The sequence below is a fragment of the Gemmatimonas sp. genome (assembly GCF_041689975.1).
In the GTDB taxonomy this organism is placed as follows: Bacteria; Gemmatimonadota; Gemmatimonadetes; order Gemmatimonadales; family Gemmatimonadaceae; genus Gemmatimonas.
Genome location: NZ_JBDNFF010000377.1, coordinates 1 through 11,072 on the forward strand (window position 1 = coordinate 1; position 11,072 = coordinate 11,072).

An 11,072-nucleotide genomic window follows, 5' to 3' on the forward strand; every position below is an offset into this window, starting at 1 on the left:
CCGCAACCACAGGAGTGGTGGTTCGGCGCGCCCGGGTCCGGCGACGCGATGCCCGTATTGATCAGTTTCGCTGTGCTTCGCGTCTCGCGAAACTGTTCGTGGCGGAGAACAAGGCAGACGTTCGCGTGATGCTGTGGCCGAGATGATGGCTCCCGTGTAGGCCGACATCTCTTCCGCCGCCGGAAGCGACCGCAGATCATTCAGAACCTGTTCCACGAGGAACACGTGTTGTACACCGCACGACGGCACTACGCACCAATTAGCGGCTTGGTCAGTGAGGCGGTCAACGAGCGGAAGCACTCAATCCGCGACGCGTTGCGGTCCGTTCGTGGTGTGCGGGAAGGCGGCACTGATGGCGATCATCGTGATCACGTTCAGCACGAGGGCCAGAAAGCCTGCATTGATGTCGGTGACGCTGTGTGGCCAGCCTTGCAGAAGCGAGGCCATCGAAACGTCGCCGAGTGTGGTGACGGCGACGGCGGCCTCGCCTACGAGGATGCCGGCGATGGCACCGGTGGCGGTGATGCGCGCCTGCGGCAGCAGCGAGGCGAGCAGCGCGGGGAAGAGCTGGGTAACCATGCTGTACGCCATGAGCAACAGCGTGACGAGCGTGCTGCCCCCATGGAAGGTGAAGAACAGCGCGATGCCAGCCAGCAACGGTACGAGCAGGCGCGCACGCGTGGCGGAATCGGCGGGCTGCCCTTCGCGCGGCGGACGGAGTATGCGCGCGAGCGTGGTCGCAATACTCATGAGAATGAGCGAACCCGGCACGAGCGCGGTGAGCAGCCCCGCCGCGCCCACGAGTCCCACGATCCATGGGCCGAAGGTATTGCGCGTGACGCGTAGCAGCGCGAGATCGACATCGGCGCCCGTGAGCCCCGGCACCGACAGCAAGGCGGCGAATCCGATGAAGAACACGAACAGCAGCACCAGCTGATACAGCGGCATCAGCGCGGCATTGCGGCGAAACACCGACGCGTCTCGGGCGGTGAACACCGAGCCGAAGGTGTGCGGCCACATGTAGAAACCCAGCACGGTAAGACACACGGTGCTGGCGAACCAGCTTGGCGACATCCCGTTCGCCGGCAGCGTCAGGAAATCAGGACGTTCGGCGGCAATGCGCGTGAACATCGGCCCGATGCCGCCGTGCAACTTGTACGGCAGCGCAATACCAAGTCCGACTACGCACAACAGGACCATCGCGTCCTTGAGCGCCGCGGTCATGACCGATCCTTTCACGCCGGACAGCACCACGTAAATGACCATCGCGGTGGTGCCGATCCAGATGGCGGCGGTGGCGCTGATCGCGCCGTACGACGACTCCGACACGATGATGCCGAGACCCTTGAGCTGCAGCACGAGATACGGCATGAGTGCCGCGATGCTCACCACGGTCACCACGTTGCCCAGCGCACGACTGCCGTAGGCTCGGGTAAAGTACTCCGATTGTGAGAGCACCTTCCACGCGGTGCCGCGCTTCCAGATCGCGGGTAGCAGCCAGTACGACATGATGTACGCAACGGTACCGTAGCCGATGATGTAGAACGCGGGCGCGCCGCGTCCGTAGGCCCAGCCACTGCCGCCAAGAAACGTAAAGGTCGTGTAGATCTCTCCGGCCAGTAGCATAAACACGAGCGTCGTGCCGAACCCGCGATTACCCACGCTCCATTGTTCGAGATTCGTGCTGCCGCTCGTGCTGCGTGCGCCGCGCACGCAGAGCAGCAACGCCACCAACAGGGTGGCGGACAGAATTCCCAGCGAGATCATCATGGATCACGACGGTCGAGGGCGCCGATGATCGCCATGACCACAGACGACATGAGCACCCAGAACACGATCCAGCCGAGCAGGAACGGCATGCCGAGGATGCGCGGTTCGATGCGGTTCGCAAACCACGGTGCGCCGAGAATCGCGACCGCCGGAACAACCGCCAGCAGTCGGTACGGTTTGTTCACGCCGAACCGAGTAGGTCGAGGGTGGCGGCGGTGAGATACCGCAGACCGATGTCGAGCGACCGCTCGTCGATCTGAAAGCGCGGGTGATGATGTGGGAAGTCGATGCCGACGTCCACGTTGCCGGCCCCGATGAAGGCAAACACGCCCGGTGCCCGCTGCTGGTACGCCGAGAAGTCTTCGCCGCCCATGGTAGGACGCATGTCGATCAGCGTGTCCGCGCCGAAGGTGCGCGTGACCACGTCGGTGAGTCGCGCCGTAAGGGCCGGATCGTTGACCACCGGACGGTATCCCGGTTGATAGCGAAACGCGTACGTGGCGCCGAAGGCGCTGGTCACGCCCTTGATGATGCGTTCCATCGTGATGGGCACGGTGGTGCGCAGCATGGGATCGAAGGTGCGCACGGTGCCGGCGAGATAGGCGGTGTTGGGAATGACGTTGAACGTGGTACCGGCGATGAACTGCGTGACCGACACGACCACCGGATCGAGGGGATCGACGGTGCGCGACACGATATGTTGCAGGGCCGAGACCACCTGCGCGCCGACGGCGATGGGGTCGATCGTGCCGTGCGGAATCGCGGCGTGTCCGCCCCTGCCGGTGATCGTGCACTCGAAGGTGTCGGGGGCCGCCATGGCCGGACCCGAGATCAACCCGATGCGTCCGACCGGCATGGCCGACCACACATGGAGACCGATGACCTGATCGACACCGTCCATCACGCCCTGTTGCACCATCGCTTCGGCACCGCCAGGCGCGAGCTCTTCAGCGTGTTGGAAGATGAAACGGACTTCGCCGCGCAGCTGACCACGGTGGCGCGCCAAAAGGGTCACGAGGCCCAGCGCGATCGACGTGTGTCCGTCGTGCCCACAGGCGTGCATGGCACCGTCGGTCTGCGAACGGTACTCGACGTCATTCTCCTCGTGGATCGGGAGCGCATCGATGTCGGCCCGCACGGCGAGCACTGGCCCCGGCCGGCCGGTGACCAGACGCGCCATCACGCTGGTCTCGGTGGGGCGTGAGATCTGGAGGTCGCCGACGTGCTCGAGCACCTGCCGGATAAACCGGGCGGTTTCGTGCTCCTGGAAGGCGACTTCGGGACGACGGTGTAGCGCGCGGCGCCAGTCGACAACCTGGGGCGCGAGCTGGTGGGCCTCGTGGAGCAAAGCCGCGGCGTCGAGCGCCGACGAATGAGTGGCAGTCGTCATGGTCACGGATGAGGCACGGGTGGAGTCTTGCGCGTGACTAGTGATGTAACCGCTTTCCGCTTCTTTGCGTAGGTTTGATCATGGTCTTACTGCAACCCGCATCCGCGCCGCCGGCCCCATCTCCGCCACCGGTTCCCCAGGTGCCCGTCGGCGTGACGTCCGGCGGCACCGAGATTTCGTTCAATACGAAGCCGCTTTCTGCGGCCGATGTCGGTGCGCTCAAGGCGAAGCGCACCGAGCTGTCCCGTCAGCTCTCGTCGGTCCAGGAGCGCCGAGACGAAGTGTCGAAGGAGCTGCTACGCACCTCGGGGCCCGGCGCGAAGGGGCTGGAGCAGCGTCTTGCGGTGATGGACGAGCGCATTGTGCAGCTGGAGCGGGACATTGCCTTCAATGGCCGCGAACTCGCTCGTGCGCCGGGCGAACTGGTCAATGAGGAAGCGGCAGTACAACGCTACGGTCCGTTCAGCTCCGGACAGCTCACGGCGATTTCGATTGTCTCGATTGTGATGGTGTGGGGACCGCTGGCGTTGGCGGCGGCGCGCATGATGACGAAGCGCGCGAATCAGCCGAAACCGAGTCCGCAGTTGCTGGAGGGCACGGCCCGTCTCGAGCGAATCGAACAAGCGGTGGACGCCGTGGCTATCGAGATCGAGCGTATCTCCGAAGGGCAGCGTTTCGTGACGCAACTGATGTCGAACCGGGCGCCGGCGCTCGTTGAGCGCGCTGATTCGCCGACGTAAACGGCATCGCGACGCCCCGCGGTCGTTGCTCTCTGCGGTCGCTAAGACGCAGGCTTATCAGAAATGCGGTCGGCCAGCAACCTGGGAGTGGTCAGGAAGAACGTGAGCGATCGCGGTTGCACAATACCACGAAGCCGCTTGTAGTTGAGCCGGAAGAGGTTGACCGCGGCCGGGACGTCGTGCTCACTCCGCATGCGAAAGCTGATCCAGCCCGAGTGCGGCTGGGTGCGGTGCGGTTCAGCGCGACCGGCGGCCACGAGGTCGCGACGCATCCGCACCGTCATCAGCAGATCCGCGACACCGCCTAGATGGACGTGTCCGATTTCCCGATGGGCCACACGCAGCTCGAAGCCGCCGAAGCGATACGGCCGTACTTCTACGCCATCCCAGTGCTTCACGATGCCGGCGACACGTTCGCCGAGGTCAGTGGTGCCCATGCACGTCACCAGTGCAAGACGTGGACCCGTTGGAGCGCTGATCGAGAATGCAGGCGTGTTCCGAGGAAGGCGAGCAATCGGCTGTGTCGGGGTTTGCGGAGACGAATCGTGTCGCGGCGCGGCAGCGCACCCCGTATCGTCCAATATGGCTCCGACAAATACCGCTCCTGGTGGAACGATCGAACCGCGGTGGAGGGCGGGCCCCGTGCGCGGCCGGACCGGCAGCGATGCGAGGCACACGCCGATGGTCGTGCGGGCGATCAGTCTGCTGGAGGAAAACGCGATGACGGTGAAACAGCTGGCCCGCGAGCTCGACGTGAGTCGGGCCCATCTGCAACGTGTGTTCACGCGCCTCGTGGGATGCACGCCCGCCGCGTGGCAGCGTGCACAGCGCAGCGAACGACTGCGCACCGCACTCAGGTCGAGCGAGTCGGTCTCGAGCGCCGCGTTCGATGCCGGGTTCGACTCGTTGCCGAGCGCGTACATCGCTGCGTCGGCGCACTTGGGGATGTCACCGGGCGCACTGCGTCGCGGCGCGGCCGGCGAAATGGTGTTCTACACGATCGTGCCGTGCGCCCTTGGTTTCGTGTTGGTCGCGATGACGTCGCGTGGTGTGCATCGCGTGATACTCGGCGACGATCCGTTGATGCTCGATGACACGTTGAGGGTTTCGTTGCCGGCGGCCGAACTCGTGCGCGACGACGCTGCGCTCGGCGACGTCAGCGCGTGTGTGGTCGCGCTGGCGAGTGGTGCCGCGCTGTCACACGCGCTGCTGGATGCGTTGCCACTCGATCTGCGCGGTACGGCGTTTCAGCAGCGCGTGTGGCGTGAGCTGCAGCGCATCCCGCGCGGCGAAACGATTACGTATGCGGAGCTCGCCGCGCGCATCGGTGCACCGAAGGCGGTGCGCGCGGTCGGCACGGCGTGCGGTGCGAATCCGGTGGCGATGGTGGTGCCATGTCATCGCGTGGTGCGGGCTGACGGAAGCTTGGGCGGATACGCGTGGGGGTTGGAACGGAAGGAGTGCTTGCTGCGGGGGGAGAAACTGCGAACACCTTAGGAAAGAGGGGGAGGGTTTCAGGGGGCAGGAGGCAGCAACGGCGCGCGGTTCACCTGCTTCCTGCCCCCTGAAACCCTCCCCCCTGCTTCCTAGGGAGTTGACATATGAAGCATACATTGACATAATTGACATATGCAACGCACCACCGTTCGGCTTCCTGCTGAGATCCTTGACGAGGCCAAGCGTCACGCGCGTCGCACCGGCCGCACGCTGACGCAGCTCATCGAGGATGGCGTGCGATCCGAGCTGGCGCAGGGTGCCGTGAGGGGCACCGGTATGCGAGTCGGAGAGGCCACGCCGCGCTATGGCGACGCGCACCTGTCGGACCTGCGTGATGCCTCCGCGGATGCATACGATACCGGCGACGCACCAGACGCACCCGACGCTTTGGCCGCGCGAGTGGCCGACATTCAGGAGTATGTGCGGCGACTGCCGCTGCGTGATCGGCGCAGCAGCGACGAGATTCTTGGCTACGACGCATTCGGCCTGCCAACATGAGCGCTGTCGTGATCGACTCGTCGGCTTTGTTGGCGATGCTTCTTGGCGAACCTGAAGCGATTCCCATGGTCCGAGCGCTCGAAGGCACACGCGAGCGCTACGTAGCGGCGCCGACGTTGGCGGAGGCCGGCATCGTGGTGTTCGCGCGTCTTGGAACCGACGGTGAACTGGCGCTGGACGCGTTGCTGCAGCGGTTGTCTGTCCGCAGTGTCGCCATGACACCGGCCGCTGCCGATGCCGCACGCGCGGCGTATCGTCGATTCGGCAAAAGCGTCGGCGCACCGGCCGTACTCAATTTTGGGGATTGTCTGTGCTACGGTGTCGCCAAGTCGATGCGTCTGCCGGTGCTGTGCAAGGGGAATGACTTTTCGCAGACGGATCTGGCGCTGATGCCGTACTGACATTCGACGAGAGGTAGCAGGGAAAAACTGCCAACCGCCGAGGGGGAAGGGCGGTACACCACAGGGGGGAGAAAGCAGGCCGCGTCGCGGTTCCCTGCCTCCTCCCCCCTGAGACCCTCCTCCCTGCCTCCTACGCCATTGGCAGTTCCCAGATCACACCGGAAACAGCATCTCGCGGTAACGCGGTAGCGGCCAGTACGCGTCGCCGATCGAGAGTTCGATGGCATCGGCCGCGTCGCGCACTTCGCCCATCGTGTCGCAGCCGGTGGTAGTGAGATAGTTGGCCTGACTATCGAGGTCATCGTGCATGTGCTCGGCCTTGGTGATCACCTTGGCGAGTTCGGCGCGTTTCTTCTGTAGCGTGGCCACCAGCTTCGAGACCGAGTTCGCGGCGTCGACGATGGGCTGCATGTTGATCCCGGCAGCGGCACCCTGTCCAGCCGATGTGGCAAGCTGCCCGAGATACGCGTAGGCGGCCGGCAGTACCTGCGTGTCGATCATCTGCTGCATCGTATGCAGCTCGATCAGGATGTCTTTCACGTAGCGCTCGAGACGCACATGGTAGCGGCTCTCGAGTTCGATTGCGGTGAGAATGTTCGTGTTCTTGAACAGCGCGATGGCGGCGTCGGTGCGCAGCTGGGCGAGCGCTTCCGGCGTACGACGCAGGTTGAGCAACCCACGCTGCCTCGCTTCGACCACCCACTCGTCGGAGTAGTTGTTTCCTTCGAAGCGTACGGCGGCCGATTCCTTGAAGGCTTTCGCGGCAACCTTGAGCGCAGCGTCGTCGGTGCTCTTGCTGGTCTTGAGCTCTGCCTTGAGCTGTTCGATGATCTCACCGAGCGCCTCCGCCACAGCGGCCTGCAGCAGCATGACAGGGAACGCGATGCTCTGTGACGCGCCGACCGCGCGGAACTCGAACTTCGCGCCTGTGAAGGCGAAGGGCGATGTGCGATTGCGGTCGGTGTTGTCCTGCTGGACTTCCGGAAGCTTTGCCACGCCGAGCTTCAGCATGGCCTGCTCTGCATTCTTGGGCGACGTCTTGCCGGCGGCGATGTCTTCGACGACCTGCGTGAGTCCCGAGCCCAGGAAGGCCGAGATGATCGCGGGCGGCGCTTCGTTGGCACCGAGCCGATGTTCGTTGCCGCTCACGGCGATGCCGGCGCGGAGCAGACCGGCGTGCTTGTGCACTCCCTTCAGCACGGCGGCCAGGAACACGAGGAAGCGGATGTTCTGGTGCGGCGTCTTGCCCGGCTTGAGCAGGTTGGTGCCGTCGAGCTGGTTGTCGGACGTGATCGAGAGCGACCAGTTGCAGTGCTTGCCCGAGCCGTTGATGCCGGCGAACGGCTTCTCGTGCACGATGGCCTGCAGTCCGTGACGCAGCGCGATCTTGCGCAATACGCTCATCACGAGATGGTTGTGATCGACGGCAATGTCGGTGTCTTCGAAGATCGGCGCCATTTCGAACTGCGATGGCGCGACTTCGTTGTGACGCGTGACGATCGGCACGCCAAGCTTGTAGAGCTCGTGCTCGACTTCGCTGATGCACGCCTGCACGCGCTCGGGGATACCACCGAAGTAGTGGTCTTCGAGCTGCTGGCCACGCGGCGGCGGTGCGCCCACCAGCGAGCGCGCCGCCATGACGAGGTCCGGGCGAAGTGCGAAGTGCGAGCGGTCGATGATGAAGAATTCCTGCTCGACGCCGAGCGTGGTATTCACGCGCAGCACGTCGCTGTCGCCGATGAGTTCGAGTAGTTCCATGGCGCGCTGCGACAGCACGTCAGAGCTGCGCAACAGCGGCGTCATTTCGTCGAGCGCTTCACCGTTGTAGCCGATGAAGACCGACGGGATGCAGAGATACTTGACGCCACCCGTCTCGCTGATGAACACGGGCGACGCCGGATTCCACGCGGTGTAGCCGCGGGCTTCCCACGTGGCGCGCAATCCACCCGACGGAAAGCTGGACGCATCGGGCTCCGACTGAATGAGCTGCTCACCGGTGAACGTCTCGATGGGAAGCTTGTGCTCGTCGAAGTTCAGGAAGGCGTCATGTTTTTCGGCGGTGAGGCCGGTCTGGGGCTGGAACCAGTGCGTGAAGTGCGTGACGCCGCGCGACATCGCCCATTCCTTGATGACCTGCGCGACCACGGGCGCGATCTCGGAATCGAGCTTTTTGCCGAGGCGAATGGACGCTGCGAGCTTCTTGTAAACGTCCTTGGGCATCTTGGCGCGCATCTGGCGCAGCCCGAAGGTGTTCATGCCGTACCAGGCGCTGGTCGGCTGCAGAACGCCGTTTTCTTCCGGCCGGACCGTAATGCGAACCGGGCGCTGCGTCACTTCGCGCATGGCAGCGATGCGCGAGCTGTTCAGGGAGGACATGGCGAGGTGTTTTTTAGATGAGAGTCGGACGCCGGCCAGCGTCGGGACCGCTGTACCGTGATTCGTGCATAAGTCGCATAAATATGTTTGAAATCGGGACGAATTCCAACTCTTTTTGAGCTTATTGTACCATATAAGCTGCTGATTCTTCGAAAAGTATTGTAGAGTCTGCTTATTTGTGCCGCTTACCGAACAAAAGCCAATGAAAAGTTCTTCTCTGCGCCTCTGTGTTCTCTTTCCCTCTGTGTGATCTGTTCAGCGGCGAGCCAGTTCTCGGGGTACACTGGGGAATGCGAACTGAATTTCTTCTTTTAGGTGCGCGACGGACGATCGCGGTGGTCGGGCTCTCAGTGGCGGCAGCTTGCGGCGGCAGTGAGAAGGCCACCACCGACTCGACCACCACCCCCCCGCCAGTGGCGGTGATGGCGCGGCCGGCGACACCCAGTGACTCCGCCTGCCCACGGGACGGCGCGTGGAAGCGGTGCGCGCTCGAGGATCGTGTCGTGAAGTCGGGGTTGGCTTTCAAACCGGCCGGGGACTCGATGAACGTCGCGTACCTGAGTGTGCCCGGCGTGCGCTACAAAATCGGGCTCACGGCGTCGATGGTTGCGTTCTTCTACAGCGACTCGCTGGCCGCGGCCCAGGATGTCACCGCGTTGGACCGCTTCCGACTGACCCCGCGCGGCGACACGATCGGTGCGTGGAAGTCGGTGCCTTCTGACGTGATCTGGTCGGGGAATCTGGTGGCGGTGCTGTTCGACGCCTCGGCAACACAGATGGAGCGCATTCGGCTCACGATCGCGGCGGGCGCACCGCAGCCACTGAGTGAGGCCGCCAAGGCCGCGCAGGCGCAGCAGCTGCCCCCGATGCCGTCGCGTTAACGTCGGCTAAGGGCGCCCTTCGCGTCGGCGCGCCAGTCTTTCACGAGGCGCACGAGCACGGTGGCTCCGTAGCTGATGGCGAGCCGCTGCGCGACGAAGGCCCGGCTGGAGACGGCGGATCGCCGTTCGGGGCGCCAGCTGAGGGACGTAGCGGTGCCGACGGTAAGTCCCGTGAGCAAGGGGAGATTCGGGCGCAGGTTGCCGTCGGAAGTGCGCAGCGTAGTCGTACGCGTCAACGCGCAGCCGGCGCGGATCACGACTTCGCGGCCCCAGAACACGGGTTGTGACAGGCAGGGCGAGCGATCATCGACCCACGGCACGGCACGGTCGACCACATAACGGACGCTCGTTCTTACCACAAGGAATCCATACAGGTCGCCCGCGCGCGATCCGTATCCGCCCCAGGTCCGCTTCCAGGCCTTGGGAGCACCCAACGTCTGCGACCATCCGGCCGACAGGAGCGGCGCGACGAACAGCATCGCCTTTCTCCTCTCTGAAGGCAGCTCCCTGGCGAGCTCGGCGGCGGCCTGCGCGTTGGCCGCCGCGTGCGGAGCGCTGAAAATGGCAAAGGCCAGCAGGGTGGCGAGTCGCCGGGTCGCGGGAGCGGGCATGCAGGTAAAGCTAGGCTATCTTCGCCCCGCGGTGGTCGGCGTCGGTGCTGGCACGTCGAGCGCCGCGTCGAGTGCTTCGGCGGTCCAGCTGATGGCATTGGTGTAAAAGTCGCCGACCTTGGCGGGGTCGATACCCATCTCCTTGGCGATTTCGGTGGCGTTCTCAAACAGCCCGAGCTCGTACGATTCCGCGAAATTGATGGCGTCGGCATAAGGACCAGTGCGGTCGAGCAACGCTCCGTTGGCTTCGTCGCTGAGCACGACCCGCGAAAGAATCTCGGGGAGCGGCATGCGGAAGACGGCATCGAGCAGCGAAAACAGGCCAACCAGGAACAGGGTGCCGCCGTCGCGAGGGCCGCCGGCCAGCTGTTCGAGCAGTCGACCGCGTTCCACGGCCTGACGCACCAGTTCCTGATCCACGCCGTTCGTCGATCGGCGGGCGGCGGCTACGGCAACGGCCAGCCAGCGGAGGAACGCGGTACGTCCGATCAGGCGGAGCGCCTGACCGATCGAGCTGACACCGCGCATGCCGATGGCGGCGGAATTGACGAGACGCAACAGCTGGAACGTCAGCACCGGATCGGTCGAAATGACGTCTTCGAGCTGGCGGTCGTTGATCTTCTGGTCGCGCGCCATGCCCATGAGTCGCATCGCGGCGACCGTGGACTGCGGCATGTTCGCCGATGGCAGCGGCTCCGGGCGGCTGAAGAATGTGCCCTGAAACGCGTCGAAGCCGAGGCCGAGCACCACTTCATACTGCGCGAGCTCGTCAATCTGCGTCGCGATCAGCTTCGGGGCGTGCTTGCCGAAGCCCTGCGTAATCCGATCGCAGATCTGACCGATCGTGACGGCGTTTTCGCTGCCGATATCGATCCGAACCCACGAAACGTACGGAACCAGCGCCTCCG

12 protein-coding genes are annotated in these 11,072 nt (G+C 64.4%); 5 read left to right on the top strand and 7 right to left on the bottom strand.

Going from position 1 to position 11,072, the window contains the following annotated elements:
* Nucleotides 1-300: 300 nt before the first annotated feature.
* From ACESNG_RS21600 to ACESNG_RS21610, 3 genes are read right to left on the bottom strand one after another with little or no spacing between them, the layout of a single operon-like run.
* On the bottom strand, nt 301-1,770 hold the full coding sequence (locus ACESNG_RS21600) for a sodium:solute symporter (protein ID WP_373060308.1): 1,470 nt from the start codon (nt 1,768-1,770) through the stop codon (nt 301-303).
* Nucleotides 1,767-1,955, bottom strand: a complete 189-nt coding sequence (locus tag ACESNG_RS21605) for a DUF3311 domain-containing protein (RefSeq protein ID WP_373060306.1) — start codon at nt 1,953-1,955, stop codon at nt 1,767-1,769. Before ACESNG_RS21605 ends, ACESNG_RS21600 begins: the two co-directional genes overlap by 4 nt.
* Nucleotides 1,952-3,160, bottom strand: coding sequence for an amidohydrolase (locus ACESNG_RS21610; RefSeq protein WP_373070803.1), 1,209 nt, complete (start codon nt 3,158-3,160; stop codon nt 1,952-1,954). The genes ACESNG_RS21605 and ACESNG_RS21610 overlap by 4 nt, the downstream gene beginning before the upstream one ends.
* Nucleotides 3,161-3,240: 80 nt before the next feature.
* Between ACESNG_RS21610 and ACESNG_RS21615 the strand changes: the two genes are divergently transcribed.
* Nucleotides 3,241-3,900, top strand: coding sequence for a hypothetical protein (locus ACESNG_RS21615; protein WP_373060302.1), 660 nt, complete (start codon nt 3,241-3,243; stop codon nt 3,898-3,900).
* 41 nt (nt 3,901-3,941) lie between these two features.
* Here ACESNG_RS21615 and ACESNG_RS21620 read toward each other — a convergent pair whose 3' ends face one another.
* On the bottom strand, nt 3,942-4,337 hold the full coding sequence (locus ACESNG_RS21620) for a luciferase family protein (protein WP_373060300.1): 396 nt from the start codon (nt 4,335-4,337) through the stop codon (nt 3,942-3,944).
* Between the two features lie 205 nt (nt 4,338-4,542).
* Here ACESNG_RS21620 and ACESNG_RS21625 point away from each other — a divergent pair, with 205 nt between their 5' ends.
* The 3 genes from ACESNG_RS21625 to ACESNG_RS21635 all read left to right on the top strand — a co-directional run bounded on the left by ACESNG_RS21625 (nt 4,543) and on the right by ACESNG_RS21635 (nt 6,296).
* Nucleotides 4,543-5,397: a methylated-DNA--[protein]-cysteine S-methyltransferase gene (locus ACESNG_RS21625; RefSeq protein ID WP_373070805.1), complete on the top strand. Its 855-nt coding sequence runs from the start codon at nt 4,543-4,545 to the stop codon at nt 5,395-5,397.
* 132 nt (nt 5,398-5,529) lie between these two features.
* On the top strand, nt 5,530-5,895 hold the full coding sequence (locus ACESNG_RS21630) for a YlcI/YnfO family protein (protein ID WP_373060296.1): 366 nt from the start codon (nt 5,530-5,532) through the stop codon (nt 5,893-5,895).
* Nucleotides 5,892-6,296 carry a type II toxin-antitoxin system VapC family toxin gene (locus ACESNG_RS21635; RefSeq protein ID WP_373060294.1) on the top strand — a complete coding sequence of 135 codons (405 nt, stop codon included), beginning with the start codon at nt 5,892-5,894 and terminating at the stop codon, nt 6,294-6,296. Before ACESNG_RS21630 ends, ACESNG_RS21635 begins: the two co-directional genes overlap by 4 nt.
* A gap of 153 nt (nt 6,297-6,449) precedes the next feature.
* Here the strand turns inward: ACESNG_RS21635 and ACESNG_RS21640 are convergent, their stop codons facing one another.
* Nucleotides 6,450-8,672 (bottom strand): glutamine synthetase III, encoded by a 2,223-nt coding sequence (locus ACESNG_RS21640; RefSeq protein ID WP_373060292.1) that lies wholly within the window; start codon nt 8,670-8,672, stop codon nt 6,450-6,452.
* Nucleotides 8,673-8,962: 290 nt separating this feature from the next.
* On the opposite strand from ACESNG_RS21640, the gene ACESNG_RS21645 reads away from it, so the two are divergent.
* Nucleotides 8,963-9,553 carry a hypothetical protein gene (locus ACESNG_RS21645; protein WP_373070807.1) on the top strand — a complete coding sequence of 197 codons (591 nt, stop codon included), beginning with the start codon at nt 8,963-8,965 and terminating at the stop codon, nt 9,551-9,553.
* Here the strand turns inward: ACESNG_RS21645 and ACESNG_RS21650 are convergent.
* Both ACESNG_RS21650 and ACESNG_RS21655 read right to left on the bottom strand, forming a co-directional pair.
* Nucleotides 9,550-10,164: a hypothetical protein gene (locus ACESNG_RS21650; RefSeq protein WP_373070809.1), complete on the bottom strand. Its 615-nt coding sequence runs from the start codon at nt 10,162-10,164 to the stop codon at nt 9,550-9,552. The genes ACESNG_RS21645 and ACESNG_RS21650 overlap by 4 nt on opposite strands.
* Before the next feature lie 15 nt (nt 10,165-10,179).
* The coding region (locus ACESNG_RS21655; protein WP_373070811.1) for an EAL and HDOD domain-containing protein at nt 10,180-11,072 on the bottom strand (893 nt) is incomplete at its 5' end.

What these genes read in the sequence shown, in the direction of transcription:
- ACESNG_RS21635 (WP_373060294.1), top strand. Translation starts at nt 5,892, where the DNA reads ATGAGCGCTGTCGTGATCGACTCGTCGGCTTTGTTGGCGATGCTTCTT.
- ACESNG_RS21640 (WP_373060292.1), bottom strand. Translation starts at nt 8,672, where the DNA reads ATGTCCTCCCTGAACAGCTCGCGCATCGCTGCCATGCGCGAAGTGACG.
- ACESNG_RS21630 (WP_373060296.1), top strand. Translation starts at nt 5,530, where the DNA reads ATGCAACGCACCACCGTTCGGCTTCCTGCTGAGATCCTTGACGAGGCC.
- ACESNG_RS21650 (WP_373070809.1), bottom strand. Translation starts at nt 10,164, where the DNA reads ATGCCCGCTCCCGCGACCCGGCGACTCGCCACCCTGCTGGCCTTTGCC.
- ACESNG_RS21620 (WP_373060300.1), bottom strand. Translation starts at nt 4,337, where the DNA reads ATGGGCACCACTGACCTCGGCGAACGTGTCGCCGGCATCGTGAAGCAC.
- ACESNG_RS21610 (WP_373070803.1), bottom strand. Translation starts at nt 3,160, where the DNA reads ATGACGACTGCCACTCATTCGTCGGCGCTCGACGCCGCGGCTTTGCTC.
- ACESNG_RS21645 (WP_373070807.1), top strand. Translation starts at nt 8,963, where the DNA reads ATGCGAACTGAATTTCTTCTTTTAGGTGCGCGACGGACGATCGCGGTG.
- ACESNG_RS21600 (WP_373060308.1), bottom strand. Translation starts at nt 1,770, where the DNA reads ATGATGATCTCGCTGGGAATTCTGTCCGCCACCCTGTTGGTGGCGTTG.
- ACESNG_RS21615 (WP_373060302.1), top strand. Translation starts at nt 3,241, where the DNA reads ATGGTCTTACTGCAACCCGCATCCGCGCCGCCGGCCCCATCTCCGCCA.